This window comes from Mediterraneibacter sp. HA8405 (assembly GCF_056148955.1).
In genome coordinates this window covers 1662218-1688892 of record NZ_CM148758.1, presented here as the reverse complement: position 1 = coordinate 1688892, position 26675 = coordinate 1662218, and the positions used below count along the sequence as shown (strand labels likewise).

Genomic DNA, 26675 nt, shown 5'->3' with positions numbered 1-26675 from the left:
ATTTTTCTTTATTTATTCCAAATATTGAAGATGTCAGTTTGCAACTTTTACCATACTGTGTCTCACGACACTGTCACGGTACATATAGCCTTTCTGGAATTCTTCTGCGATGATGTTCTCACCCAGTTCCTCGTCTTCCACATGCATTACTGCATTGTGAAAGTCCGGATTGAATTCCTGACCAACTGCTTCGATCGGCTTCACTCCGATTCCTTCCAGTGTAGTCATCAGCTGTTTGTAGATCTTTTCCATCCCCTCTGCAAAAGGAGTGGCTTTCTCATCTTCCGGCATTGAGGATAATCCTCTTTCGAAGTTATCGACAATGGGAAGGATCTTTTCTATGATATCTTTCGCTCCTATCTCGTACATCTGGGATTTCTCTTTTTCCGTACGTTTGCGGAAGTTATCAAACTCTGCCATCTGACGGGTAAGACGATCTGTAAGTTCATCAATCTTCTCGTCCTTTTTATCTTTCTTGTTTTTCTTGCCGAAAAGTTTCTTCTTCTCTGCTTTTGAATCCTGTGCTTCTGAACCGGACTCATCTTCTTCAGTCTGTTCCCTGTCTGAACCGCTATTCTCTGCGTCGGACTGGCTGTCCGTTTCCGCATTTTTGCTTTCTGCGGTATCCTGTTCTGCTGTTTCTTCCTGCCCGGTCTGGGGCTCATCAACTTCAGCGGCTTTGGCTTTTGCTTCTTCGACAGCTTCTTTTACCATATCTTCTTTGCTCATCTTGTCACTCACCAGCTTTCCACCTTCCTGTTTATTCTTTCGGATTTTTATTGTAAATCGCATCCAACTCATTCTGCAGAGTCTTCAGCGTCTTCATGACATGTTCATAATCCATTCGTTTCGGACCAATGATACCGATTGTACCTTTCATGCCCTCGCCCAGCTCATATGTGGCCGTCACCACACTGCAGTCCTTCATCGTCTTTACCGGAGTCTCATCTCCGATATAAACCTGTATGCCGTGGTTGTTCTCGCTGGCAAGAGTCTCTGTAACAAGTTCTTCAAGCTGCTGTTTTTCCTCAAATGCACTTATAATTTCCTGGGCGCTCTGTTTATCGCTGAGTTCAGGATATTTGAAGATATTTGTAGCACCGCTTGTATAGATCTTCATGTCATCGTCTACATGTATAATTTCCGCCACCGCATCCAGCACATGCGCTACCACCTCGCTGTGAATGCCAGCCTGCTCTTTCAGTCTTGCGATCAGCCCCAGTGTAATCTGGTCAATGGACATACCGTTCAGAGTAGTGTTTAAAAGCATGTTCAGCTTCAGCAGTGTTTCATTACTTAATGTTTCACCGACTTCTATGATCTTATTCTTGATCACATTGCCGCCAAGCACAATAACCGCAACAATCTGTTCCTCGTCCACCTGTGAAAGCTGTATGAACTTCAATGTATTGCGGCTGTTTATCGGTGCTGAAACCATGGTCGCATAGTTCGTATTGGAAGCCAGCACTTTTGCTGCCTGCTGCAATACTTTTTCCACCTTGTCGGCTTTTTCCAGCATCGCGTCCTCGCGCTCTGTAATTTCCTGTTCTTTTTCCTCCATGAGCATATCCACATACAACCGGTATCCTTTATCCGAAGGAATCCTTCCTGCTGATGTATGCGGCTGGAAAATATATCCCAGATCTTCCAGATCTGCCATCTCATTTCGGATTGTAGCGGAACTTAAGTTCAGTTCTGTATATTTTGAAAGAGTTCTGGAGCCGACCGGCTCGCCGGTCTCGAGGTAGTTCTGTATGATCGCCTTCAATATAATAAGCTTTCTTTCGCTTAATGCAGAATCTACTGCCACAGTTCTGCCTCCTCTCCCTTATCACTATTAGCACTCTATTCTTTTGAGTGCTAACACCTTTCGTATATTAAGATAGCACCCTGCTTTCTTTTTGTCAACAGGATTTATATATTTTTTTGAGTAAACAGTAAAAACCTGAATTTTAAAACAATATTCCGTACTTTGATTTTTCCCGGCCTAATACTTTCCGGTCATAAAATTTGCCTCCGGAAGTTTTCCGCAGGCACTGTCTTTAAAAAATAAATTCACTGAACACATAGTTGCTGATATCAGTTCCTCTCTCAGTCAGACTGATTCTGGCTCCGGAATTTCTGATCAGTCCCTGTTTTTCCAGTTTTATCAGTTTCTCTCCATATACATCCATAATATTTCTGTCAAAAGACCTTCGAAAATCTTCGGGAGAAATCCCTGCTGTCTTCCGAAGGCCCAGAAACATAAATTCTTCCATCTGATCTTCCACAGACAGCTTTTCTATTTCTTCCAAAGTGGAATTCTGCTCTTCTGTTTTCATACAGGAACATGCAGAATTCTCTTCCCCCTCCGCTGCCTTTCCGCCGCTGCCATACACATGCATATACTTTTCCATATCCGCGGTATTGTGAAATCTGCATTCCCTGATCAGAGAGGAGGCCCCGAGACCCAGACCCAGGTATTCTTTCCGCTCCCAGTAGCCCAGATTATGCCGGCACTCATATCCTTCTCTTGCATAGTTGGATATCTCATACCTGTGGTATCCGTACTCGTTCAGAACAGAAGCTGTCCTCTGATATATTTCCCGGTCCTCATCCTCGTCCGGCAGCGGCGGAAAAGAGCTGTCTCCGGCATTTTCTTTTCCGTCTCCGTACAGAGTATAAAAGGGCGTTCCCTCTTCTATAATCAGACTATATGCTGAAATATGCTCCGGTCCCAGTTCCGCCACAGTCCGCAGCGTCCTCTCCCAGCTTTGTACGGTCTGCCCGGGAATTGCAGAAATCAGATCAATACTTACATTATTAAATCCGGCACGCCGCACCAGTTTCCATGTATTCAGGAACTCCCGGAATGTATGAATCCTTCCAAGCATTTTAAGCTCCCGGTCATTGACAGACTGAAGGCCGATACTGATCCTGCTAATTCCTGCATTTTTCCATGCTGCCGTTTTTTCCTCCGTCACTGTTCCCGGGTTCACTTCCAGCGTAATCTCCGGGTTTTCTGCAATATCAAAACTCTCCTTCAGCGCGCGAAAAATCCGGGCGGCGTCCTCCCCGCTCAGCACGGAGGGAGTGCCGCCGCCCAGAAATACCGTGCTGACACGGCAATCTTTGTGATTTTCTCCTCTGGCTCTGATCTCACGGATCAGCGCGTCTGTATAAGCATGTATTTCTCTTTCTCCGGCAGGAGCGGAGAGGAAATCGCAGTATGCGCATTTCTTTACGCAGAAAGGGATATGCACATACAGCTCCAGCTCTCTTTTTTCCATAAATCTGCTCCGTAGTTTCCGTTATCGCCTGTCATCTGTCAGTCGTCGTCCAGTTTCAGTACACTCATAAACGCCTTCTGCGGGATCTCTACATTGCCCACCTGGCGCATGCGCTTCTTTCCTTCTTTCTGTTTCTCCAGAAGCTTCTTCTTTCGGGATATATCGCCGCCGTAACATTTTGCCAATACATCTTTGCGCATAGCCTTGACAGTCTCCCGGGCAATAATCTTGCTTCCGATTGCCGCCTGAATGGGAATCTCAAACAGCTGTCTGGGAATCTCTGCCTTAAGTTTTTCGCACATTTTTCGTCCCCGCTCATAGGCACTTCCGGCAAATACAATAAATGACAGCGCATCTACTTCTTCTTTATTAATCAGAATGTCCAGCTTCACAAGGTCAGAGCGCTGATATCCCATCATCTCATAATCAAAAGAAGCATATCCTCTGGAACGGGATTTCAGAGCGTCAAAGAAATCATAGATAATCTCGTTCAGAGGCAGATGATAATGCAGTACGGCCCTTTTTTCTTCAATATATTCCATGCTCTGGTAAATTCCGCGCCGCTCCTGGCACAGATCCATGATTGCGCCGATATACTCGGAAGTCACCATGATTTCTGCTTTTACCATGGGTTCCTCCATATATTCGATCTCCGCCGGGTCCGGCATATTTGTCGGATTGGTCAGATCCTCCACTTCCCCGTTTGTCTTGTGCACCTTGTAAATAACACTGGGGGCTGTGGTAACCAGATCCAGATTATATTCTCTCTCCAGGCGTTCCTGAACAATCTCCAGATGGAGAAGACCCAGGAAGCCGCACCGGAATCCAAATCCCAGAGCCGCGGAAGTCTCGGCCTCAAACTGAAGTGCCGCGTCATTGAGCTGCAGTTTCTCAAGAGCATCTCTCAAATCCGGGTATTTTGCCCCGTCCGCCGGGTAAAGGCCGCAGTATACCATAGGATTTACCTTTTTATATCCGGGCAGAGGTTCGGAACAGGGATTGGATGCATCGGTAATTGTATCGCCCACCCGGGTTTCTTTTACATTTTTCAGGCTGGCGGTGATATAGCCTACCATTCCTGCCTCCAGTTCATCACACGGGATAAACTGTCCGGCTCCAAAGGTTCCTACTTCCACCACTTCCGCCCGGGCTCCGGTAGCCATCATAAGCATAGGCGTCCCTTTTCTGACCGTTCCTTCCTTAATGCGGCAGAATACGATTACTCCTTTGTAAGAATCATAAACGGAATCAAAAATCAGCGCCTGAAGGGGAGCGGACGGATCCCCGCCCGGAGCCGGGATCTTCTGAATAATCTGCTCCAGCACCTCATGGACATTCTGTCCGGTCTTCGCGGAAATCAGCGGCGCGTCTTCTGCGTCAATGCCAATTACATCTTCAATTTCTTCCTTAACCCGGTCCGGATCCGCGCTGGGCAGGTCAATTTTATTGATTACAGGCATTACGTCCAGATCATGATCCAGTGCAAGGTACACGTTTGCCAGAGTCTGTGCCTCTACGCCCTGCGCCGCATCCACAACCAGAATCGCCCCGTCGCAGGCTGCCAGGCTCCTGGATACTTCATAATTGAAATCCACATGTCCCGGAGTATCAATTAAATTGAAAATATATTCTTCTCCGTCATCTGCCTTATAGACCGTACGCACTGCCTGGGCTTTAATCGTAATCCCTCTCTCCCGCTCCAGGTCCATATTATCCAGCACCTGGGCCTGCATTTCCCGGCTGGTCAGAAGTCCTGTCATCTCTATAATGCGGTCCGCCAGCGTGGATTTACCGTGGTCAATATGTGCAATAATACAAAAATTTCTGATTTTGCTTTGATCAATCGCTGCCACTTTTCTTCCTCCAATTATCTGTTTATATCTGTTTTCTCTATTTCTTCTTAAAATTCTTCCGGCTTTCCGGTTCTTATTTTCGTATTGACGCCTCTTCCTTTCTGGAAGAATATTTTACAATAAACAGTTCCACTGCCAGATTGTCCGACAGCAGTCCCGTCTTGACATTCTGCTCTGTCTGCGCTCCCTCTTCCATTACCGAGCGGAGCTCCTCTATACTGAACCTTTTTGCCTGATCCATATATTTTCCCGCCACAAAAGGATGAAGACCGGCTTTGGATGCAATCTCTTTCCTGCCATACCCCTGCTGCATAAGAGCTTTTACATGAAACAAAAGACGGTACTGTCTGGTCAGCAGAAACAGAATCCGCATAGGCGGCTCTTTCAGAGCCAGCAGCTCATAGTAAAGATCCAGAGCCCGCCGCTGATTTTTATCTGATACAGCGCTTACCATATCAAAAATATGGTTGGATATCTGTGTCACACAAACTGCATCCACATCGGCTCTCCCTAAGGTCTGCCTCTCCAGTGCATAGCACACCAGTTTTTCCAGCTCCTTCTGGATATTTTCCATATCTGTACCGACTTTGTTCAGGAAATAAAGGATATCAGAGTCTGACATTATTTTGCCTTCTCTTTTCAGAATGCTCTGAATCCAGCGCTTCAGCGTATTTTCATCCTGGGTGGTCAGCTCCACAATATGGCCTCTGGCCTTCACCGCTTTATAGAGCCTGCTCCTTTTATCAATCTCATTTTCAATGAAAATATAATACGTTGTTTCCGGTACTTCCTTTACATAATCTGCCAGATCATTTCCTCCGCTTTTAAAAAAACCGGTATTTTCAAACAGGATCAGACGGCGCTGAGAAAAAAAAGGCAGCGTCTCCGACAGATCAATTACTTCTTTTATGTCCGTGCCCTTTCCTTCATAATAGGCATAATTCATCGTATCGCCTTCCGGAAGCATTGCCTTAATAAAACGTTCCTTGTACTGTCTTTTCAGGTAGCCCTCAGAGCCGTACAACAGATATATTTGTTTAAAATTTCCCGTCTTCAGGTCTTCATTCAAACTTTTCATAACTCTTCTATTATATCGGAAATGCATCCTTTTTGACAAGAGGCAGGTATTACTTTTCCGTCAAATCCGCTCTCACCGATTTATACTGCCCGGCCGGATAAATCCGCCTATCTTCACCTGGCTTCCGTCTGTCCACACAGACACTGCCCCGTAATCCCGGGTAGAATATACCGTGCAGCCGGCTTCCTGCAGCCGTTCCAGAGTTTCCGGATGGGGATGTCCGTACCGGTTTCCCTGTCCGGCAGATATTATGGCTGCAGAAGGATTTACTATATGAAGGAAATCTTCCGAGCCGGAAGAACGGGATCCATGATGCGCGGCCTTCAGAACCGTATACTCTTTCAGCCTTCCGCTTTCTGCCAGAGCCTTCTCCCCTGCCCCTTCCAGATCCCCGGTAAACAGCATGGAAAATTTCCCGTATGTAAGCTCCAGTACCATAGAGGATGCATTGCTTCCTTCCTCCGCCGCAAGAGATTCTTCCGGCGCAAGACAGGTCAGGGCAAACACGCCGTCAGGCAGTATTTCACTGATCTTGTTTCCCGGGTTCATCACAGTAATTCTTGTGCCGTTCTCCGCGGCAGTCCGTGCCGCCTGAAGCAGGTTTTTATCATGAAACGGTGCCGGAGGCAGCACCAGTGTTCTTATCCTCACGCCCATTTCCTGATTTGCAAGCATCTCTGTCATACCGTTCAAATGATCGCTGTCCCCGTGGGAAAGGAAAACATACTCCAGCGTATCCACTCCCTCTGCCAGAAGGAAGGGTTCGATCCGGTAGGTACCGGAGGATGATACATCGCTGCTGCCGCCGTCAACAAAATACGCATTTCCCGACGGGCTGCGGATAAAGATGCCGTCTCCCTGTCCCACATCCAGAACTGTAACCTGAACCCCTCCCTGATGTTCATGCCCTGCCCTGCATACAAAGAGCATAACTGCCGCGAATCCCAGTAGAAAGATCCCCGGCGTCCTCAGCAGTCCCGGCTCTTCTATTCTGCTCCTGCCATCTGCGTTTTCCGCCTCTCGTTTCTTTTTCCGGAATATCAGATACCGGTATACCAGGTATGCTGCTGCCACTGCCCCGTAATATACAGCCAGCCACAGCGCTCCCGGCTGTCCCGTCACAAACCGGCTTCCCGGCAGTTTTCCCGCAAGCGAACAGCTTCCGTCATAAAAGATAAGCACCGCTCTGCAGGCCTGAAGGACCAGCCCTCCCAGATAATCTGAAACCAGGGTAAGAAGAGAGCCGAAAAGCCCGGCTCCCATAACAAGAGACATGGCCGGGATAATAAACAGATTCAGCAGAGCCGAATATGGGGGGATTTCAAAATAAAAGTACAGCAAAGGCCCCATAAGGAACACACTGACAGCCAGACTGGAGCTCAGACCGGCAGCCAGTTTTTCTGGCAGTCCCGCAATACACCGCCCAATTCCGCGCGCGGCGCTGTTCCTGTTTTTCTCGTCTTTTTTGAAATCCTTTCTTCTGCCTGTTTCCGAACAGCGAAGCATATCCCCGAAAACCGGTGCCATCAGCGCAATTCCCAGGATGGCTCCATAGGAAAGCTGGAAGGCCGCATCCAGCAGGTAAAGAGGCTGCCAGATACATACTCCTGCCGCAGATACAAGCAGACTGGTAAGCAGATCATAATCCCGTCCCCATACATCTGCTCCCGCCCGAATGAGAAACATGATCAGTGCCCTGACCGCCGACACACTTCCGCCAATCATAATAGTATAGAAAATAAGAATCAGCCCCCCGCAGATACCGGCAGCGGCAAAGGGCAGACCGGTTTTTCTGAGCAGGCTGTACAGTCCGGAACCGATAAAGGACATATGAAGTCCCGAAATGGCCAGAATATGTCCGATTCCGTTTTTCTGATACATTTTTTTCATTTCTTCATCCAGACCGCTCTTTTCACCCAGAAGTACCGCGCTCATTGTATTGCCGTAATATTCTCCCAGATGACGGATCAGTTTTTCCTTCCATCCTGCTCTCAGGCTCTGAAGAAAATCTTTAACCCGGTCTGTCTCTCCGGAAATAAGTTCCACCTGTTCCGCCCGGATCAGGCGGCGGATCCCCTGCTTTTCATAATAAAATTTCTGATCAAAATTCCCCGGATTGCGGGCTGGCGAAAAGACTTCGGCCTCACCGGAAATCCGAAGTCTGTTTCCTGCTCTTATTCTGTTTTCACTGTGGTTTTCTGTCTGATTCTGATTTCTGATTTTCATCTGATCTGGTTTGATATAAACCAGTACTTTCGACTCGCTGATCTTCTGGTCTGAAGCAGAGATCTGATTATCCTTCAGGAAAACTGCGGTTACTTTCTCCTTTTCTTCTATGCGGTCCACCGTACCGGTAAGAAGAACCTGCTCTGTCCGGTCGGAAGAAGCAGATTCTTTCCCGGACATTTCCGGGCTCTGCGCCTTTTCTATCCGGGAAAGAATTCCCATTCCCGCAGCCTGTATAATAAGATAAAGTGCACATGTCATGCACAGAGGTCGTTTCATGTTTCATCGTTTTCAGCTGCGACCCAATTCATATCTGATTCCAGAGGCTTGGATAAATCCACTGCCTCCATATAACTATTATCCGATTCACCGTTAATCGTAATCTGTACCTGTTCTGCCTCTGTTCCCTCGGTCAGAGAATTTACAATAGAATAAACGGTCAGTTCCGGCACAATATCATAGGCGCCGGTAAGGAATGTACTGTCAAAATTCACATAACAGATCTTGTCTTTAATTGTAACGCTCAGCAGATTTGTATCCGGATTAATAACAGGATATACATCTCCGCTCTGGGGGCCCTGTATAAGCTTTTCCACAATCAGTTTCTCTCTTGATATATTGCTGCTGTACCGAACATTCATCTCCTGCGGCACAAGTTTATCCCCGTCCGCATTGGCAAAATACAGTACCAGCGTTCCCGTCTGATAGGAACTGGGCGAAGACGCTGTATTCTCCACAAAATCATCTTCATTCATAAGGCCGATCGGTCTGCCGTCTCCGTCTTTAAGATTTTCTCCCTCCACAGAGAAATACACAGCATTAATCCCGTCTATACGAACCAAAGACTGCACAACGGCCGCCCGGACCAGTTTTTCTTCAAGATTCTCCATCTGAAGATACGCACTGTTAAAATCCACTGCCAGAATACCACCGCTTATATTACACTCTGTCACTTCCACATCCTCCGGAAATACTGTCGTATATTCGATGTCGGATGCAGGCTGCTTCATCTCACTCAGTATTGCTTCCGCCTGCCTGAGTGGATCGTCCTCCTCAAATTCAAATGTAATCTTTACCAGGCCGGTTCTGTCTGTGTTCAGGCTGTATATATAGGGATCCCCGCTGTCCACATCAGTTCGCTTCGCACACGCGGCAAGCAGAAAGACTGTCAGGACGCACATCAGAACTGCAGTCACTTTTTTGTCTGTTCTCATAGTCATGCCTCCTATACTGTCACGTATGTGAGGGGAATCCGAACCGTAAATGTAGTCCCTTCTCCTTCAATACTGTGAACCTTGATAGAGCCTCTGTGCACAATTACCGCATTTCTTGCAATCGCAAGACCCAGACCCGTGCCGCCGATTTCCCGGGAGTGAGACTTGTCCACCCTGTAAAAGCGCTCGAAAATATGATCCTGATCTTTTTCCGGAATACCAATTCCGGAATCTTCCACTTTGATATAGAAAAACTTATGATCCGCGTTCAGTGACACGTGAACCCAGCCGTTATCCATATTATATTTAATTGCGTTTTCCACCAGATTGGAAACCGCAAGGGAAAATTTTGTCTCGTCAATCTCTGCTGTCACAGGCCGGAAACTTTCCATTACCATTTCTACGTTTTTCTTTTCTGCTATAGGTTTCAGCCTCTTCAGAATCTGCTCCAGGAGCTCATTGATATTTACAGACTGAATATTGATATTCTGCCCTGTTTTATCCATTTTAACAAGAGAGAGCAGATCTGTAATAATCTGATTTTCTCTGTCAATCTCTTTTGCAATATCCCCCATAAACTCCTGATACATTTCCACAGGCACATTTTCCTGCTCCAGAAGAGAATCTGCCAGCACTTTCATAGATGTCATAGGCGTCTTCAGCTCATGAGAGACATTTGAGACGAACTCTTCTCTGGATTCGTCCAGAAGCTTCAGCCTGCCCAGCATCTTATTGAATGCCTCGCTCATCTGCCTGGTTTCTGTAAATGTCTCCACATGAAGGACGTCGTCCGTATACCCCTCTGTCACACTTTCGATGGCCCCGGTAATTCTGTGAAGCGGCCGCACCACTCTGTCCGCCGCAAAGACGCCGGCGAGAGCCAGCAGAATCATGGCAATTCCAATGATCACGCCTCCCTGCGTATACAGTTCGGCAATCGTATTCTCGATTGTATCCGTAGACACACTGGCCTGCATTACTCCGCTGATCCCTTCGCCTTCAGGACCCGGAATAGGTGCAGAAACCTCAATATAATTATTCTTTTTATCGTAATAACTGACCGCCTCACCCTGCATGCTTCGGATCACGTTTTCAGATACATCCGTTTTTCCCTCATCCAGATCGTATGTATCCCTGACAACGGTAAGCTGGCTGTCAATCACCATAACCCGGCCATTGTAAATATCTGTCAGCTGTGAAAGATTTGCATTGATGACCTCGGATGACGTATCCGAAAGATATCCGTAAGTACTGAACTGATTGCACAGAATTGTACACTGATTCTGAATTTCTGCAGTCCGAAGTTCCACCGCCCTGGATTCGTAATAAGTTACAATTCCGAAAAGCGCAGCCAGACAGGGCACAAGCCCTGCCAGCATAATGATCGCAATTATCCTCACCCGCAGATTCCGGAATATTCTATCTCTTATTTTAAGCCGAAGCTTACCCCTGGAAATAATAACCCACTCCCCACTTTGTATGTACATATTTCGGTTCACTCGGATTAACCTCTATTTTCTCTCGCAGTCTCCTGATATGCACATCCACTGTTCTTGCATCTCCCGGATAATCATATCCCCATATGAGATTCAGCAGGTTCTCTCTGCTGTATACCTTGTTCGGATTCATAGCCAGGAGTTCAAGTACATCAAATTCCTTCGCCGTCAGATTAATCTCCCGCTCTCCGATAAACACTCTCCTGCTCTCACAGTCAATTTTCATGTTCCCCTTTATAAGAACCGGACTTCCCGCCGGTTCCTTTCTTTTGGTCGTGCGGCGCATAATGGCTTTGATTCTTGCTTTAACCTCAAGTATATTAAAGGGCTTTGTTATGTAGTCGTCGGCTCCGTACTCCAGCCCCAGAATCTTGTCCATGTCTTCACTTTTGGCCGTCAGCATAACAATGGGCATATCTGAGAATTCCCGTATCTGCTGGCACACCTCAAATCCGTCTTTTTTCGGAAGCATCACATCCAGAAGCACCAGATCATATTCGCAGTTCCTTGCATACTCCAGCGCTTCCTCGCCATCATATGCGCAGTCTACTTCCATGCCCTCCTGCTCCAGACTGAAGCGGATCCCTTTCACGATCAATTTTTCATCATCCACAACCAATATTTTTTTACTCATACTCCAATATCTCGACTCCCTGCTATATCGTTATGTTGTCCTTTATTTTATTAAATACTCCCTCTTTGATTCCCTCAATCTGCATCAGCTCCTCCACGGCGGTAAACCTTCCGTGCTCCTCACGGTAATCCAGAATACTCTGAGCCTTTGCCTCACCGATTCCGGTAAGCTGCATGAGTTTCTCTTTTCCGGCTGTATTAATATTTATCTTTCCCTGTATATTTCCGTCCGTACCACTGGTTATCCCTTTTTCTGCAACCCCCGCGCCGTACTCCTGTGCTTCCTCCAGAGTCGGCACGTAAATGCGCCCTCCGTCCGTCACAGTCTCCGCCTGATTAACATATTCGCCGGCCGCCTCTTCTGTCAGCCCGCCGGCCAGTTCAACTGCTTCAAAAACCCGCGCATCATTTTTTAATTTATACACTCCAGGAGACCGTACTGCACCGCAAACGTGAACATAAACATATGTCTCCTCTTCTCCGCAGGACTCTTCCTGCATACCTTTATCTTCTTCCGTTCCGGATGTATCTGTCAGTTCCAGATTCTCAAGCCCGTCCTCCTGCTGTCCGCCGCAGCCGGCCAGCAGAAACAGCGCCCCGAGCAGAACCGCCGTCATAATGAAAATTTTTAAATTATCTCGCATACTTTCCTCACAATCCGCAGATCGCAAGAATACCCCTTTATGCCGGACATAAAAACGGCACACATGAAATACGCAGAACCTCCCTGTTCCGTTTATCTCTGTGAACCAGGCTGTTTATGCACAACCTGTTATTATTGTAACGAATTTCTGTCAAAAAGACAATAGACAATTACGTCTTTGTTACAACTTTATTGAGTGTTTATTACGGTTTTATACCTGTTGCCGCCTCTTCGCTCCTTACTTCCACTGAAAAACAGCAATTCCCACAATAGCCAGGGCGAGCCCTCCCAGCTTTCTCCAGTCTATCGGTTCTTTCTCCATCCCGAACATTCCGAAAAGCTCAATTACGTAAGACACGATCAGCTGCGCGATTACAATAAGAAGGGCAGACTTTGCCGGCCCCAGCGCTTCTATACTCTTAATTACCGTCCACGTTATCCCCGCGCCGATTACGCCGCCCAGCAGCATATATTTCGGTTCGACCCGCCCCAGAGCTGTCACACTGTCACGGCCGGTTGCCAGCCATACGGCAAGACAGACTGCAAATGCTGTGAGCTGAACCCATCCGTTACTCACCCAGACACCTGTCGTCTTCGTCACCTGAGTGTTGAATACTCCCTGCACACTCATCAGAGCGCCTGATAAAAGTGCGATAAAAAAACCGATCATCTTCCTACCTCCATATGCTGCACCATTTACACATATTTCAGTATATCCGACAACCGGTCTCTTTATTCCGCCTCTTCCGTGAAAGCGGAGTTCTTCTTCAATTACTGAAGCGCTTTCTTCATTTTCACAATCATTTCATCAATATGCTTTTCTTCCACAATAAGCGGAGGAACAAAACGGATCACATTTCCATGGGCCTGGATGACTAGAAGTCCTTCATGAACCGCTTTATTGTTTACCTCTGCCAACGGCTTTGTAACAACGATTCCCTGCATCAGGCCTTTGCCTTTGCGCTCTGTCACGCAGTCCATTTCTTCTACAAGCTCATCCAGCTTCCTTGTCAGATAGGGCGCCACCTTATTTACATGTCCCACAATATCTTCCCGCTCGAAAATCTCAATCACTTTTTTCACCGCCGTACATGCCAGCGGATTGCCGCCGTATGTAGCGCCGTGGTCCCCGGGCTGCAGGGAATATTCTGCCACTTCCTTTGTCAGGGCGAAGGCACCTACCGGAATGCCGTTTCCGATTGCCTTTGCCATGGTCAGAATGTCCGGCTTCACTCCATACCCCTGCCATGCAAACATACTTCCGGTTCTTCCCATGCCACACTGAACCTCATCACAGATCATAAGAATACCGTTCTCGTCACAGATATTCCGGATTCCTTCCATAAATTCCTGCGTAGCAGGGTTTATACCGCCTTCTCCCTGCAGAGGCTCCAGAATAATCGCACAGGTTTTGTCACTGACAAGAGCTTTCACACTGTCCAGATCATTGAACTTTGCGAATTTCACACCCGGAACCACAGGCTCAAAAGGATCCCTGTATGCCTTATGTCCGGTTACAGACACAGCGCCGAATGTCCTTCCGTGAAAAGAATTCTCCATGGCAATAAACTCATATCTGCCTGTCTGCTTTGTATATGAATATCTTCTTGCCGCTTTCAGGGCTCCCTCAATTGCTTCGCCGCCGCTGTTTGTAAAAAAAACCCGGTCCATGCCGCATACACGGTTCAGTTCTTTTGCAGCCTCTCCGCAGCTCTCATGGTAATAGAGATTGGATGTATGATACAGCCGGTCAATCTGATCCTTCAGAACACCGGCAAGCTCTTTATTGCCATATCCCAGACCGCATACGGCAAATCCCGCCGCAAAATCCAGATACTCCTTTCCATCCGTATCATAAAGATACATGCCCTCCCCATGGTCAAGCACAACGGGGAAACGATTATATACACGAATAAGATTTTCTTCCGCCGACTGAATTTTATTGTTCACCATAATAATACCTGCTTTCTTTACTGTTCAATATTGCCGTGCCGATTCCCTTGTTTGTAAAGATCTCCAGAAGGAGGCAGTGGGGAATCCGGCCGTCCAGAATATGCACTCTGGACACGCCATGGGCGATGGCGTCAATGCAGTTCTGAAGCTTTGGCAGCATACCGCCGCCAATATTTCCGGATGACATCAGTTTCTTCGCGTCGTCCACCCACAGCTCGGAGATCAGGGTGGAAGGATCGTCCGGATCTTTGTACACGCCTTCAATATCTGTCAGGAAAGCCAGTTTCTCAGCCCGGACTGCCCGCGCAATGGCACAGGCCGCGTCATCCGCATTGATGTTGTATGTATTATAGTCATCGTCCATTCCTACCGGGCAGACAATCGGAAGGAAGTCTTTCTCCAGCAGGTCAAAGAGAATCGGCGCATTGACATGCTTGATCTCACCTACATATCCGATATCCTGTCCTTCAGAATACTTTTTATCCACCCGCAGAAGACCGCCGTCCTTTCCGCTGATGCCGATGGCCCGTACGCCCAGACTCTCTACAAGCTGTACCAGGCTTTTATTCACCCGCCCAAGAACCATTTCCGCGATCTCCATCGTGCTTTCATCTGTCACGCGGAGTCCATTGATAAATCTGGGTTCCATTCCTGTCTTTGCCACCCATTTGCTGATCTCTTTACCGCCTCCGTGGACAATAATCGGTTTGAATCCTACCAGCTTAAGCAGCGTCACGTCCTCAATCACCCGCTTTTTCAGTTCTTCATCCACCATGGCGCTGCCGCCGTATTTCACTACAATAATCTTCCTGTTAAAACGCTGGATATAGGGCAGAGCCTCAATCAGAACCTGCGCTTTATCCAGATACTGCTGCATGTTTTCATTCATCGTTCCTGTCCTCCTTAACTCCGGTAATCGGCGTTAATATTAATATATTCATGAGTCAGATCACAGCCCCAGGCCGCCGCCTGTGCCTGGCCTTCCCCGATATCTGCGGTTACTGTTACTTCGGGCTGAGAGAGAATCTCTGTCGCCTTCTCCTCGCTGTATTCTACAGCGACTCCATTTTCTATAATCTTAATCTTTCCCGCACTGCTCTCAAAAAACAGCGTCACTTTTTCCGGATCAAACTCCGCTCCGGAATACCCCATTGCACAGAGAATTCTGCCCCAGTTTGCATCATGGCCGGCGATAGCCGTCTTCGTCAGATTAGAGCAGACAATGGACTTTGCCAGTACCTTTGCCTGTTCCCTGGTCTGTGCTCCTGTAATCTTCGCCTCAAAGAGAGCCGTCGCTCCCTCGCCGTCCCCTGCCATCTTTTTGGCCAGTGTCTCATTTATATAGTGAAGGGCCTGGCAGAATATTTCATACTCCGGCGTACCGTACCGGATCTTATCATTCCCGGCCATGCCGTTTGCCAGCAGAAGCACTGTATCATTGGTAGACGTATCTCCGTCCACGGATATCATGTTGTAGGTATCCTCCACATCTGCACGCAGCGCTTTCCGCAGCGCCTTCCCGGATATTTTCGCATCCGTTGTAATAAATGACAGCATGGTGCACATATTCGGATGAATCATGCCGGAGCCTTTCGCCATGCCGCCGATGGTCACTGTCTTTCCATTGATTTCAAAAGTAACTGCCGCTTCCTTCGGTCTGGTATCGGTTGTCATAATGGCTTTTGCAGCCGCAGCGCCGCTTTCCCGGTCTGCCTTTTTCTCTGCCGCAAGTGTATGAATTCCTTTTTCAATCCGGTCCATGGGGATCTGCATTCCGATAACGCCGGTAGATCCGACCAGCACACTTTCCGCATCCACATCCAGCTCCCGGGCCGCGGTTTCCGCCGTTTTTCTGCAGCATTCCATCCCTTCCTCACCGGTACATGCATTTGCAATTCCCGAATTCACTATAACTGCCTGGGGCCGCAGTTTTTTCTCTATGATCTCCCTGTCCCATTTCACCGGCGCGGCTTTTACCACATTCGTCGTAAAAGCTCCTGCTGCCTTACATGGTTTTTCACTGTAGATCAGGGCCATATCTGTCCGGTCCTGATATTTGATTCCTGCCGCCGCTGCCGCCGCCTCAAATCCTTTTGCGGCAGTTACGCCTCCGTCAATTATCTTCATCGTCTTTCCGCTCCTTTTCTTTTCTACTGTTCATTAAATGCCGTAATATTTTCCTCATTCAGGGTAAAGTCATAATAATTCAGATCCAGTCTCTCTGTCCATCCGATGGTATTCCAGAAAGCATTTCCAATGTCATTTTTTGTAAAAGCTATAAGAGATACTTTGTTGATTTCCTCTTTCTGCAGCGCTTTCATGGCAAAAACAACCATCGCTCTTCCGATTCCATGTCTTCTGTACGCTTCATCCACACAGACGTGGTACAGACAGCCCCGTCTGCCGTCATGGCCGCAGAGGATGCTTCCCACAATTTTCCCGTCTTCCTCGGCCACTACGCTGGTGGACGGATTCCGCTTCAGGAACCGCTCCACTCCCTCTCTGGAATCATCTATACTGCGGATTCCAAAGCCTTTGATCTTTTTCCAGAGGGCATACACCTGATCGTAGTCCTCAATTGTCATTACACGTATCATAACTATATGTACTCCATTCATTTTTCGTCCCGGGACACTCTCATACCGTCAAATCAGCAGCATCCGAAGGATTACTGCTTCCCGGTAAAACTTACGGGAACATCGGCACCAGTTCCAGACCTTCGCTCTCCCGCTCGCCAAACATCAGGTTCATGTTCTGCACCGCCTGTCCGGCCGCGCCTTTAACCAGATTGTCAATGGCGCCCATCATAATAATGCGGTTTGTTCTGGGATCAATTTTAAAACCGATATCCACGTAATTGCTGCCTTCCACCCACTTTGTTTCCGGGCATACCCCCGGCTCAAGAACACGGACAAATTTTTCATCCCCGTAATATTTATCATATACAGCTTTGATCTCTTCCGTCGTAACTTTCCGGGTCAAGCTGGCGTACTCTGTGGCAAGAATTCCCCGGTTCATGGGAACAAGGTGCGGTGTAAAACTAAGCGTAACCTTCTTCCCGGCAGCATATCCCAGCTGTTCTTCGATTTCAGGCGTATGCCGGTGTGTGGCTACTCCATATGCCTTAATATTTTCATTAACCTCGCAGAAGAGATTCGGAAGCTTGGCGCCCCGTCCTGCTCCGGAGGTTCCGGATTTTGCGTCGATAATCAGACTGTCCATATCGATCAGCCCCTCTTTTGCCAGCGGATAGGCCGTCAGAATCGAACAGGTTGTATAACATCCCGGATTCGCCACCAGACGTGCCTTCTTTACCGCTTCTCTGTTCACTTCGCACAGGCCGTATACTGCTTCCTCAAGGAACTGAGGAGCTTTATGCTCAATCTTATACCACTCTTCGTAGACTGATACATCTTTAAGCCGGAAGTCCGCGCTGAGATCGATTACCTTTGCCTTTGACAGAATTCCTTCGTTTACAAGAGACGCGCACAGTCCCTGGGGTGTAGCCGTAAAAATCACATCCACCCGGGACGCCAGCTCCTCCATGTTGTCGTCCATACATGTGTCATCCACAATCTGGAACATATTTCTGTATACATCTGCGTATTTCTGATCTATATAACTTCTGGAGCCATACCATTCAATCTGCGCATTTTTATGCCCTGTCAGTATTCTCACAAGCTCGGCGCCGGCATATCCTGTAGCTCCGATGATTCCAACTTTAATCATTTCAGTAATTTCCTTTCCTGTGAAATATGTACAGCGCCGGCAGACGAATCTATAGTGCTTCTGTCCGCAGACGCTTACAATTCCTAATAATATACCACATTGGCAGGGAAGTAAAGGGTACATCCCTGTTCGCTTTGTTAATACTTGCATAATAATACATCATTTTTGCATAATATGCAAGTATTATTCAATTACTCCTGTATTTTCCGTTAAATTCTTCTGTATATAATAGTGTACGTTTTCATCGTATCACCACAGACAAACGCCGGAAACAGCACCCGAAGTCCGAAACTCTTTGTCTCGGCCACTTCCGGTACATGCTCCGGCGTATCCTTTTCTCTGTTTTTTCCGTATCCTTTTTTGCCTTATTTCCGGATCTGACCGCTGCCAAATCCGATATACTTTGTTGTTGTCAGAGCCTGAAGCCCCATGGGGCCTCTTGCATGAAGTTTCTGCGTACTGATACCGATCTCTGCTCCGAATCCGAATTCAAACCCATCGGTAAACCTGGTCGATGCATTTACATAGACCGCCGCCGCGTCAATTTCATCGAGGAACTTCATTGCACGGGCATAATCTTTTGTCACAATAGATTCTGAGTGTCCGGTATTATATTTATTAATATGCTCAATGGCTTCATCTATGGAATCCACTACTTTTATGGAGATAATAGCGTCCAGATACTCGGTACCCCAGTCTTCCTCGGAAGCCGGGATAATCTCTTCACTGATTGCCCGTGCTTTTTCATCCCCGCGCATCTCTACATTATGCCCTTTTAGCCTGGAGACAATCCGCGGAAGAATCTCCTCCGCCGCTTTGGAATGAATTACCAGAGATTCGCATGCATTGCATACGCCCATCCGCTGTGTTTTTGCGTTCTCCACAATATCTGCCGCCATAACCGGATCGGCCCCTTCATCTACATAGACATGGCAGTTTCCCGTACCCGTCTCAATTACCGGAACCGTACTGTTCTGAACCACATTCGTAATCAGTCCTGCCCCACCTCTGGGAATCAGTACGTCAATCCAGCCATGCATCTTCATCATTTCATTGACAACATCCCTGCTTGTGTCCTCAACCAACAAAACTATATCCTGATTGAGTTTCATTTTGCGCAGACCTGACTTAATTGCCCGGACAATTGCCAGATTGGAATGAATTGCATCGCTTCCTCCCCGCAGAATAACTGCGTTTCCTGTCTTAAAGCAGAGACCAAAGGCATCTGCCGTAACATTCGGACGGGATTCATAAATAATTCCCACAACTCCGAGCGGTACTCTTTTCTGTCCGATCCGCAGTCCATTCGGCCGCGTCTTCATATAAAGCACTTCTCCGACCGGGTCTTCCAAAGCCGCAATCTGACGGAGTCCCTCGGCCATATCAGCGATTCTCTTTTCCGAAAGCGCCAGCCTGTCGATCAGAGACTGCTTTATTCCCTTTTCCTTTGCAGCCTCCAGATCTTTTTTATTTTCCTCCAGGATCAGTTCCTGCTGTGCTGTCAATTCATCTGCCACAGCAAGCAGTCCCCTGTTTTTCTCATCTGTACCGAGCTTTGCCGCTTCTCGTGATGCATTCTTTGCATGTTTTGCGAGCATTTCCATGTAAGTTCCCATATTTTTGTTCTCCTTTCTGCACCCGGTGTAATCTCATCCGGTTCAACAGATCTCTGCGCGCCATTTGTCTTATTTTACCATCATTCTCCGTTTCCCGCCACACTTTCTTTTCGCCCCTTCAATTTGAATTTATCTGCGGCATGCGATTGAAAAAAGTCCGAAAATGTCAGAATACGAAGTGAGAATAAATCGTTTTCGGATAGCGGCTGCGGGAAATTTCAAATTCAACAAACAAAAACAAAGACAGAACTATTTCGACTACGGCTAACTATTCATCCGATTTCCGCTTTTGAAACAGGAAAATACACCTGCTTTCAAACAACCGTACGGAATACAGTCTTGTGTCAGCCGATAAAGTTCTGTCTTCGTTTCTTCTTGTTTGAATTTGAAATTGTGGGGGAGAAAGCGCAGTCGGGAAGGGATGAGGGGGGGGATGGAGAGCCGTAAAGCGGCGCCGGCACTTAGAGCACGTCCTTCGCGCTCTTATGTACCGCTGCGCCGCGTTCCGAGCGAAAGCGTGCTCTCCGGCACCATACCCGGACTCCCCGGCGGAAGCTTTCTCCACGCACAAATTCAAATTACACCTGAATCCGATCCGCGATTCCGTTTCCCAGTACATACCTGTGTCCTTCCACGCCGATAATAACGAATTCGCCGCTGTTCCGGACAACCTGAATCGTAGTTCCTTCTTCTACGTGGCGGCCTCTCAGAAATTCCAGTACATCCGGCAGGCCGAACATCCACTTGATCGTATAGTTTTCTCCTGCTTTTGCCTTTGACAACGCCTGCATAGAATCCCTCCTTTTTTACATTTTAGGAAACCGATGCAGAGTTAGTCAATCGCAATCTGTGTTGCATGTGGAATACATCAGTAAGGAAATGCATACCTCTGCATCCCGTTTTTCCCGGAATACTGTTATCGTCTCCGGCGGCAGACTGATGTATTCTTTTATAAATGATAAATTTTATCCGATACGCTCTGCCATATACAGACCGGCAGCCACACCTGCCAGACAGCACAGCATACTTAATATCATATAAAAAACTGCTGTAATATAATGTCCCCCGTCAAACAGATTGTATGCTTCCAGAGAGAACGTGGAAAAGGTAGTAAAGCCTCCGCATACTCCCGTTTTCAGGAATAAGACCAGATTCCGGGAAAGTCCCCGGCGCGCCGCCGCCCCTGCAATATAGCCGATCAGCAGAGCGCCCAGCACGTTTGTAATAAAGGTAAGTACAGGGAACGTTCCTTTATAAGGGAAAAGACTGATGGCATAGCGGAGCACTGCGCCCAGGGCCCCGCCAAGTCCTACAAAAAGAAAACCTTTCACGATTCTACCTCATAGTTTCTATCTTACATAGACAATATAGTCGTCTTTTCTTGGCTTTCCCTCCGGAACCGCTCCGTCTGCCGGATAGCCCAGGATGCAGTGGCCCACGCCGATATAATCGCCTTCAATTCCCCATTTCTTTAACAGCGCTTTGCCTTCCTCCGAATCAAACACTTCTCTTGCCCTGTGAATCCAGCAGGATCCCACGCCTACGGCATGTGCCGCATTCATCAGATTTCCCAGAACAAGGGAGCCGTCCTCCACGCAGGTAGGACGTTCTCTGTCGGCGAGAACTACCAGAACTGTCGGTGCTCCGTAAAACGGATCGGATCCGCCGCCTCCCGGGAAATACTTCGCATTCAGTTCCGACAGATAATCTCTTGTTTCTTTATCCTGCACAACCACAATCTTCGGAGACTGTTTTCCCATTCCCGTAGGCGCATATGTACCGGCCTCCAGAATCTTCTGCAGTTCTTCCTCTTTAATCTGCTCCGGCTTATAGGCACGAATACTTCTTCTCTCTTTCAGATCTTTTAATGTTTCTTCCATTGTTACCTCGCCTTTCTGTAAATCTGATACATGTCTTCCTTATCCAGTTTCTTCACACAGCCCACAGTACGTTTTCCAAAATGACTGCATTTCTCCGCCAGCTCTCTCATCTGCTCTTCTGTAAGATCAATATCCATATCGCTGATGCATACCGGCATCTCGATCTGGCGGTAGAACTCTTCCATCTTTTCCACGCCTCTGAGAGCTGTAGCTATATCGTCTTCTGCAGGCTCCACGCCCATTACATTTACCGCGAACTTCGCGAAACGCTCCGGTCTGGCGTCCATCACATATCTTGCCCAGCTTCCCCAGACAGCCGCAAGTCCGGCGCCGTGAGCCACATCAAACATGCCGCCCAGCTCATGCTCCAGCTGATGGCATGCCCAGTCTCCGCCATCTGTTCCGCATCCGGTCAGACCGTTATGAGACAGGCTTCCTGCCCACATTACTTCTGCCCGGGCCTGATAGTTGTCCGGCTCAGTCATAAGGATTTTTGCATTATTCATAACGGTGCGCAGCAGGTGCTCGCTGATTCCGTCTGTCAGTTCCATATTATCGGACTGGTTAAAATACCGTTCCATTGTGTGCATCATAATATCCGTACATCCGCAGGCTGTCTGGTATTTCGGCAGAGTCATGGTAATCTCCGGATTCATAACCGCGAATCTGGCACGGCAGATATCATAATTACATCCCCGCTTCAGCCATCCCTTTTCATTTGTAATAACAGAAGAATTGCTCATTTCAGATCCTGCCGCGGAAATCGTAAGAACAACGCCTACCGGAAGACATGCTTTCGGTTCTCTTGTCTTCTCATAAAAGTCCCATACATCTCCCTGCTCTTCGTCAGCCACGCCGTATCCGATGGCCTTGGCAGAATCTATTACACTGCCTCCTCCTACAGCCAGAATAAAATCCACGCCTTCCTTCCGGCACAGATCAATTCCCTGATAGATCAGAGAAAGTCTGGGATTCGGCACAACTCCTCCCAGAGACACATAAGAAATGCCTGCTTCGTCCAGAGAAGCATAAATCCGGTCCAGAAGTCCGGTCCGCTTCACGCTTCCGCTTCCATAGTGAACAAGAACTTTTCTGCATCCCTGCTCTTTTACCAGGTCTCCGGTCTGCTTCTCTGTCCCTTTCCCGAACACAACTTTCGTAGGTGTATAATAAGTAAAATTCTCCATGATAAGTTCCTCCTTAAATAAAAATCTATATTATTGTAATCTGACACATCTTCATAGCGCCCAGCGCCTGTTCATGGCTTTCCGGCGTCACCCCCGCGCAGCAGGAAGCCTCCACCCGGATGGGCACTTCCGGAAGATATGCTTTCAGAAGAAGCGCGTTTGAAATCACACAGATATCTGTGCAAAGACCGATCAGAGTAATCTCTTCCACCGGACCTTCTGTCTGGTCAAACTGCCTCATATATTCTCCCAGTTCCACACTTCCGAAAGTCGGCTTGTCCAGGATCCTGCTGCCCGTCTTTTCCCGGACCGCTTCTTCCACCTCTGGACGGATCTGCCAGCCTTCTGTATCTTTCACACAGTGAACCACCGGAAGCTGCTTTCCCTCCGCGCTGTTCAGATAATCCCTTCCATGTGTATCCCTTGTAGCAATTACTCTGCCTTCAAAATTCCTGATTTTTTCAACTACACCGGGGACAATTTTCTGTGCTTCTTTTGTGCCCAGAGAACCGTCGATAAAATCATTCTGCATATCAACGACTACTAATACTTTCATTTTTCTCCTCCTCTCTTCAAATCATAATAGAATATATACTGCTGCATTACGCCTGCGCAGCCTTTATACCGGTCAAACGGAAATCCGTCCGCATAGTGCACATCCAGGACCTGCCTGATATGAGTATCCACCGGAAACGCATCCATCTGATGCAGCGCAAACAGACAGATACAGTCCGCCACTTTGCCTCCGACTCCCGAAAGCTTCATAAGTTCCTCCCGGGCGTCTTTGTAGGACATTTCCGAAAGCTCCTTCAGATTAATCTCCTCTTCCGCCACCTGTTTTGCCGTTTTGCAGATATATCTGCTTCGATAGCCCAGTTTCAGGCTTCTCAGTTCCTCTTCCGATGCGGCCGCCAGACTCCGTGCAGTGGGGAAAGCAAAATATTTCTTCCCCTCCGGCGTCTTTCGCTCCTCCCCGTATTTCTCACTCAGCACCCGGATCAGCTTCTTGATCCGTGGAATATTATTCTGCTGGGAAAGAATGAACGTAAGAATCATTTCCCATATATCCTGTCTGAGAATCCGGATGCCTCTGCCAAATTCCGCTGCAGCCTTCAAATAGTCATCTTTCCCGTCAATCTGCTTTATGTAATCTGAATAGGATGCGTCCAGATCAAAATATGTTTTCCAGAATCTGCTGTATTCTTCCTGCGTGCAGGAAAAAACTGTTTTTTCCCGCCCGTCCTCTCCACGCTGTATTCCAATTTCCAGATACCGGTCTGCCGCGATAAGTTCATAAATGTTTTCCGACACCGGATCCAGACGAAAACACTGCCCGGATTCACAGATCTGAGAAATGGAAAAACAGTCATTTTCTATTGTAACCATATTTCACCGCCTTCCCGCCCATTATAGCACAGCGGATATTCTTTCGGAAAGTATTAGTTTTGCATCTGTCTATGCCGGCAGGAAATTGTATACATTCCTTCTTTTACCAACTTTTCCGCAAGAAGATTGTCTTTCCTTCCGTTTCTATTTATACTATATATTAAGTAATCCCTCAGGAGGAACAGACTATGGCAAGGAAAATAGAAGTTGTCGACTACCGCCCGGAGTGGGCAGATATGTTTAAAAGTGAATCAAAGAAAATCCGTTCCATACTTGGCAAAAACTGTAAGGCCGTTTACCATATTGGCAGTACCTCCGTAAAAGGCATGCCTGCCAAACCGGTTATCGACATTATGCCTGTCGTCAGGGATATCTCTCTGGTCGACGCACATAATAAAGAATTTGAAGCCCTTGGTTATGAATGCAGAGGTGAATTCGGCATTCCAGGCAGGCGGTTCTATGCCAAAGGGGGCGATAACCGCACCCACCATATCCATATCTTTGAGCTGAGTAATCAGACAGACATTCAGCGGCATCTGGCTGTAAAGGATTATCTTGCCGCCCACCCGGACAAAGCGGAGGAATACAGCAGCCTGAAGAAGAAACTTGCCGCAGAATTTCCCTATGACAACGACGGCTACTGCAACGGAAAGGATGAATATATGAAAGAGCTGGAGCAGAAAGCCCTTCAGTGGCAGGAAGTCCAGAACCGTTCGGGTACGGGCCTTTCTCTCGGACTCTGTTTCGGATGCGCCCTGGGCATTTCTTTCGGTTCTCTGTCCGGCAATACAGGAATGGGGCTGAGTCTCGGTCTTTGTTTCGGACTGACAGCAGGGCTGATCTACGACTCAATTAAAAATTCCGACTCATCCTCATAATCACCGAAAGTACCAAAATGCACATTCCGGGATTGTAAGCGGTCGCCAGTACAAAAAATATCTGCCGGAATCGTGCCGCAGCGCAGCTCTCCTTCCGGCAGATATTTTTTATAATCTGTCTGCATGTTTTCTTTTTATGCCATTATTCCCCGGATGTTCTTTTCTCAGATCTTTCACTGCCCGTTCAGAGTCTGGTCTATAATGCTCCGCATAATGTCTTCCGTCATCTGTCCGGTAACATAGCCGTACACATTTCCTTCCCTGTCGATCATAAACGTAGTCGGAAAGGCCGAAATTCCATACTGACTGAACAGTTCCCCTGTTTCGTCCATCAGTACCGGATAGGTATACCCGTTCTCATTCATAAAATCAGCAATTTCTTCCCGGGTTCCTTCCTGTCCGATTTCCGGCCCAGCAATTCCGAGAATCACCGCTTCCGCATCTTCTCCTTTGGCAGAATACTCTTCATAAAGTTTCTGGATATCCGGCATTTCATTTCTGCAGGGGCCGCACCATGTCGCCCAGAAGTTCAGGAAAATCACCTTTCCCTTATATTCGGACAAAGTATGAACTTCTCCGAACTGATCTGTCAGTTCCATGTCATAACCCGGAGCCGGAATTGCTGAAGCATCCCCATCTTCCGCGTCTTCATCCGAGTCCGTCCCACCGGAACCACTGTCGGCCCCATCTCCGTCTTCTGAACCGGTCCGCTCCTTTTCCCCGCTGTCACCGGACCCTTCTGTACCGTTTCCTTCTGCATCGGTTGTATCTTCTCCGTCTGAATCGTCATCCCCGACATCTTCGCTGCTCTGAAAAGCCGACAGATATCCGGTAATATCATTCATCTTTCCCGTAAACATCAGAACTCCCATGACAATCATGATTGCGCCTCCGATTTTCACCGTATAACGAACCACTTTCATATGTTTCCGGAAAAAGCCCAGCAGCTGCGCCGTAAAGATTCCTGCTGCCAGAAACGGAAGGATGAATCCCAGAGTATACACACCGATCAACAAAAAACCTTTGAAACTTGTCTGCGCACTTCCCGCCATCAGCAGCACACTGGTCAGAGCGGGTCCCACACAGGGCGTCCAGGCAAAACTGAATGTAAATCCCATAATCAGAGCAGTCACCGGTGACATAGTCATTTTTTCCAGCCGAAGCGGAATTCGGTGTTCTTTTCCCAATAATCTGGAACTGCCGAACACGCCTATCTGATACAGGCCGAACAGAATAATGAGGATACCGCCGATCCGCGCAAAAAGCATCCGCTGTTCCCGGAAGAAACTGCCTGCTGCGGAAGCCCCCAGACCCAGCACAAAAAACGCGCCGCTGATACCAACTGTAAAACAGAGAACCCGAAGAAACAGCCGCAGCCGCTTTCCACCTTTCCCCCGCTTTTCCGAAATTCCGGGCATCACACCGGATTGATTGTTTTCGCTTTCTGCCGCCAGATTCAGCCCGCCGGCCAGATAACTCAGGTACAGAGGTACAAGCGGCAGCACGCATGGTGAGAAAAAACTTAACAGACCCTGTACAAAAACTGCTGCCGCCGATATCCCGGTTTCTACTGTAAATCCCATTCTGTCAATCTCCTGTTCTCATTGTTCTTCCAATTTCCCGCGATTCCGGGG

General features: G+C 47.8%; 25 protein-coding genes. 1 reads left to right on the top strand and 24 read right to left on the bottom strand.

Annotated features, from left to right (window positions below; genetic code table 11):
* Positions 1 to 33 precede the first annotated feature (33 nt).
* The 23 genes from grpE to AC0QUU_RS07760 all read right to left on the bottom strand — a co-directional run bounded on the left by grpE (position 34) and on the right by AC0QUU_RS07760 (position 24163).
* Complete coding sequence (gene grpE / locus AC0QUU_RS07870; protein ID WP_474545542.1) at positions 34 to 729, bottom strand: nucleotide exchange factor GrpE; 696 nt, start codon at positions 727 to 729, stop codon at positions 34 to 36.
* Positions 730 to 760: 31 nt separating this feature from the next.
* Entirely contained in the window at positions 761 to 1810 is a 1050-nt protein-coding gene (hrcA, locus tag AC0QUU_RS07865; protein WP_474541888.1) for a heat-inducible transcriptional repressor HrcA, read from the bottom strand.
* A gap of 232 nt (positions 1811 to 2042) precedes the next feature.
* A complete protein-coding gene (gene hemW / locus AC0QUU_RS07860) occupies positions 2043 to 3269 on the bottom strand; it encodes a radical SAM family heme chaperone HemW (RefSeq protein WP_474541886.1) in 1227 nt (408 codons plus the stop codon).
* Positions 3270 to 3307: 38 nt separating this feature from the next.
* On the bottom strand, positions 3308 to 5122 hold the full coding sequence (gene lepA, locus AC0QUU_RS07855; protein WP_474541884.1) for a translation elongation factor 4: 1815 nt from the start codon (positions 5120 to 5122) through the stop codon (positions 3308 to 3310).
* A gap of 73 nt (positions 5123 to 5195) precedes the next feature.
* The gene (gene holA, locus AC0QUU_RS07850) at positions 5196 to 6200 is read right to left on the bottom strand and encodes a DNA polymerase III subunit delta (RefSeq protein WP_474541882.1); all 1005 of its coding nucleotides are present in this window, start codon (positions 6198 to 6200) and stop codon (positions 5196 to 5198) included.
* A 72-nt stretch (positions 6201 to 6272) separates the two neighbouring features.
* On the bottom strand, positions 6273 to 8687 hold the full coding sequence (locus tag AC0QUU_RS07845) for a ComEC/Rec2 family competence protein (RefSeq protein WP_474541881.1): 2415 nt from the start codon (positions 8685 to 8687) through the stop codon (positions 6273 to 6275).
* Between the two features lie 14 nt (positions 8688 to 8701).
* Positions 8702 to 9640 carry a GerMN domain-containing protein gene (locus AC0QUU_RS07840; RefSeq protein ID WP_474541879.1) on the bottom strand — a complete coding sequence of 313 codons (939 nt, stop codon included), beginning with the start codon at positions 9638 to 9640 and terminating at the stop codon, positions 8702 to 8704.
* 11 nt (positions 9641 to 9651) lie between these two features.
* Positions 9652 to 11127, bottom strand: coding sequence for a sensor histidine kinase (locus AC0QUU_RS07835; RefSeq protein ID WP_474541878.1), 1476 nt, complete (start codon positions 11125 to 11127; stop codon positions 9652 to 9654).
* Positions 11084 to 11770 (bottom strand): response regulator transcription factor, encoded by a 687-nt coding sequence (locus AC0QUU_RS07830; protein WP_474541877.1) that lies wholly within the window; start codon positions 11768 to 11770, stop codon positions 11084 to 11086. Before AC0QUU_RS07830 ends, AC0QUU_RS07835 begins: the two co-directional genes overlap by 44 nt.
* 22 nt (positions 11771 to 11792) lie before the next feature.
* On the bottom strand, positions 11793 to 12386 hold the full coding sequence (locus tag AC0QUU_RS07825) for a helix-hairpin-helix domain-containing protein (RefSeq protein WP_474541875.1): 594 nt from the start codon (positions 12384 to 12386) through the stop codon (positions 11793 to 11795).
* Positions 12387 to 12650: 264 nt separating this feature from the next.
* Positions 12651 to 13082 carry a DMT family transporter gene (locus AC0QUU_RS07820; RefSeq protein ID WP_474541873.1) on the bottom strand — a complete coding sequence of 144 codons (432 nt, stop codon included), beginning with the start codon at positions 13080 to 13082 and terminating at the stop codon, positions 12651 to 12653.
* A 101-nt stretch (positions 13083 to 13183) separates the two neighbouring features.
* Positions 13184 to 14365 (bottom strand): aspartate aminotransferase family protein, encoded by a 1182-nt coding sequence (locus tag AC0QUU_RS07815; protein WP_474541872.1) that lies wholly within the window; start codon positions 14363 to 14365, stop codon positions 13184 to 13186.
* A complete protein-coding gene (argB, locus tag AC0QUU_RS07810) occupies positions 14352 to 15254 on the bottom strand; it encodes an acetylglutamate kinase (protein WP_474541870.1) in 903 nt (300 codons plus the stop codon). The genes AC0QUU_RS07815 and argB overlap by 14 nt, the downstream gene beginning before the upstream one ends.
* A 14-nt stretch (positions 15255 to 15268) precedes the next feature.
* Complete coding sequence (gene argJ / locus AC0QUU_RS07805) at positions 15269 to 16492, bottom strand: bifunctional glutamate N-acetyltransferase/amino-acid acetyltransferase ArgJ (protein ID WP_474541868.1); 1224 nt, start codon at positions 16490 to 16492, stop codon at positions 15269 to 15271.
* A gap of 23 nt (positions 16493 to 16515) precedes the next feature.
* Entirely contained in the window at positions 16516 to 16962 is a 447-nt protein-coding gene (locus AC0QUU_RS07800; protein ID WP_474545541.1) for a GNAT family N-acetyltransferase, read from the bottom strand.
* Positions 16963 to 17053: 91 nt separating this feature from the next.
* On the bottom strand, positions 17054 to 18094 hold the full coding sequence (gene argC / locus AC0QUU_RS07795; protein ID WP_474541867.1) for an N-acetyl-gamma-glutamyl-phosphate reductase: 1041 nt from the start codon (positions 18092 to 18094) through the stop codon (positions 17054 to 17056).
* 365 nt (positions 18095 to 18459) lie between these two features.
* Positions 18460 to 19710 (bottom strand): glutamate-5-semialdehyde dehydrogenase, encoded by a 1251-nt coding sequence (locus AC0QUU_RS07790; protein WP_474541866.1) that lies wholly within the window; start codon positions 19708 to 19710, stop codon positions 18460 to 18462.
* A gap of 578 nt (positions 19711 to 20288) precedes the next feature.
* Positions 20289 to 20501, bottom strand: coding sequence for a FeoA family protein (locus AC0QUU_RS07785; protein WP_474541865.1), 213 nt, complete (start codon positions 20499 to 20501; stop codon positions 20289 to 20291).
* A 174-nt stretch (positions 20502 to 20675) separates the two neighbouring features.
* Positions 20676 to 21044, bottom strand: coding sequence for a fluoride efflux transporter CrcB (crcB, locus tag AC0QUU_RS07780; protein ID WP_474545540.1), 369 nt, complete (start codon positions 21042 to 21044; stop codon positions 20676 to 20678).
* 15 nt (positions 21045 to 21059) lie between these two features.
* Positions 21060 to 21590: a nitroreductase family protein gene (locus AC0QUU_RS07775; protein WP_474541864.1), complete on the bottom strand. Its 531-nt coding sequence runs from the start codon at positions 21588 to 21590 to the stop codon at positions 21060 to 21062.
* Positions 21591 to 21592: 2 nt separating this feature from the next.
* On the bottom strand, positions 21593 to 22777 hold the full coding sequence (locus tag AC0QUU_RS07770) for an iron-containing alcohol dehydrogenase (RefSeq protein ID WP_474541863.1): 1185 nt from the start codon (positions 22775 to 22777) through the stop codon (positions 21593 to 21595).
* Between the two features lie 25 nt (positions 22778 to 22802).
* Complete coding sequence (locus tag AC0QUU_RS07765) at positions 22803 to 23333, bottom strand: cysteine hydrolase family protein (protein ID WP_474541862.1); 531 nt, start codon at positions 23331 to 23333, stop codon at positions 22803 to 22805.
* Positions 23330 to 24163, bottom strand: coding sequence for a DNA-3-methyladenine glycosylase family protein (locus tag AC0QUU_RS07760; RefSeq protein WP_474541861.1), 834 nt, complete (start codon positions 24161 to 24163; stop codon positions 23330 to 23332). Before AC0QUU_RS07760 ends, AC0QUU_RS07765 begins: the two co-directional genes overlap by 4 nt.
* Positions 24164 to 24351: 188 nt before the next feature.
* On the opposite strand from AC0QUU_RS07760, the gene AC0QUU_RS07755 reads away from it, so the two are divergent.
* Positions 24352 to 25041: a GrpB family protein gene (locus AC0QUU_RS07755; protein WP_474541860.1), complete on the top strand. Its 690-nt coding sequence runs from the start codon at positions 24352 to 24354 to the stop codon at positions 25039 to 25041.
* A 173-nt stretch (positions 25042 to 25214) separates the two neighbouring features.
* Here AC0QUU_RS07755 and AC0QUU_RS07750 read toward each other — a convergent pair whose 3' ends face one another.
* Entirely contained in the window at positions 25215 to 26624 is a 1410-nt protein-coding gene (locus AC0QUU_RS07750; protein ID WP_474541859.1) for a redoxin family protein, read from the bottom strand.
* Positions 26625 to 26675 lie beyond the last annotated feature (51 nt).

What these genes read in the sequence shown, in the direction of transcription:
- AC0QUU_RS07840 (WP_474541879.1), bottom strand. Translation starts at nt 9,640, where the DNA reads ATGAGAACAGACAAAAAAGTGACTGCAGTTCTGATGTGCGTCCTGACA.
- argB (WP_474541870.1), bottom strand. Translation starts at nt 15,254, where the DNA reads ATGAATGAAAACATGCAGCAGTATCTGGATAAAGCGCAGGTTCTGATT.
- AC0QUU_RS07750 (WP_474541859.1), bottom strand. Translation starts at nt 26,624, where the DNA reads ATGGGATTTACAGTAGAAACCGGGATATCGGCGGCAGCAGTTTTTGTA.
- holA (WP_474541882.1), bottom strand. Translation starts at nt 6,200, where the DNA reads ATGAAAAGTTTGAATGAAGACCTGAAGACGGGAAATTTTAAACAAATA.
- AC0QUU_RS07825 (WP_474541875.1), bottom strand. Translation starts at nt 12,386, where the DNA reads ATGACGGCGGTTCTGCTCGGGGCGCTGTTTCTGCTGGCCGGCTGCGGC.
- AC0QUU_RS07790 (WP_474541866.1), bottom strand. Translation starts at nt 19,710, where the DNA reads ATGGGAACTTACATGGAAATGCTCGCAAAACATGCAAAGAATGCATCA.
- AC0QUU_RS07845 (WP_474541881.1), bottom strand. Translation starts at nt 8,687, where the DNA reads ATGACATGTGCACTTTATCTTATTATACAGGCTGCGGGAATGGGAATT.
- grpE (WP_474545542.1), bottom strand. Translation starts at nt 729, where the DNA reads ATGAGCAAAGAAGATATGGTAAAAGAAGCTGTCGAAGAAGCAAAAGCC.
- argC (WP_474541867.1), bottom strand. Translation starts at nt 18,094, where the DNA reads ATGATTAAAGTTGGAATCATCGGAGCTACAGGATATGCCGGCGCCGAG.
- AC0QUU_RS07775 (WP_474541864.1), bottom strand. Translation starts at nt 21,590, where the DNA reads ATGGAAGAAACATTAAAAGATCTGAAAGAGAGAAGAAGTATTCGTGCC.
- AC0QUU_RS07760 (WP_474541861.1), bottom strand. Translation starts at nt 24,163, where the DNA reads ATGGTTACAATAGAAAATGACTGTTTTTCCATTTCTCAGATCTGTGAA.
- hemW (WP_474541886.1), bottom strand. Translation starts at nt 3,269, where the DNA reads ATGGAAAAAAGAGAGCTGGAGCTGTATGTGCATATCCCTTTCTGCGTA.
- AC0QUU_RS07820 (WP_474541873.1), bottom strand. Translation starts at nt 13,082, where the DNA reads ATGATCGGTTTTTTTATCGCACTTTTATCAGGCGCTCTGATGAGTGTG.
- argJ (WP_474541868.1), bottom strand. Translation starts at nt 16,492, where the DNA reads ATGAAGATAATTGACGGAGGCGTAACTGCCGCAAAAGGATTTGAGGCG.
- AC0QUU_RS07830 (WP_474541877.1), bottom strand. Translation starts at nt 11,770, where the DNA reads ATGAGTAAAAAAATATTGGTTGTGGATGATGAAAAATTGATCGTGAAA.
- AC0QUU_RS07770 (WP_474541863.1), bottom strand. Translation starts at nt 22,777, where the DNA reads ATGGAGAATTTTACTTATTATACACCTACGAAAGTTGTGTTCGGGAAA.
- AC0QUU_RS07835 (WP_474541878.1), bottom strand. Translation starts at nt 11,127, where the DNA reads ATGTACATACAAAGTGGGGAGTGGGTTATTATTTCCAGGGGTAAGCTT.
- AC0QUU_RS07800 (WP_474545541.1), bottom strand. Translation starts at nt 16,962, where the DNA reads ATGATACGTGTAATGACAATTGAGGACTACGATCAGGTGTATGCCCTC.
- AC0QUU_RS07755 (WP_474541860.1), top strand. Translation starts at nt 24,352, where the DNA reads ATGGCAAGGAAAATAGAAGTTGTCGACTACCGCCCGGAGTGGGCAGAT.
- AC0QUU_RS07765 (WP_474541862.1), bottom strand. Translation starts at nt 23,333, where the DNA reads ATGAAAGTATTAGTAGTCGTTGATATGCAGAATGATTTTATCGACGGT.
- AC0QUU_RS07815 (WP_474541872.1), bottom strand. Translation starts at nt 14,365, where the DNA reads ATGGTGAACAATAAAATTCAGTCGGCGGAAGAAAATCTTATTCGTGTA.
- AC0QUU_RS07785 (WP_474541865.1), bottom strand. Translation starts at nt 20,501, where the DNA reads ATGCAGGCGTTGTCAAAGGCAAAAGCAGGAGAAAACTATACGATCAAG.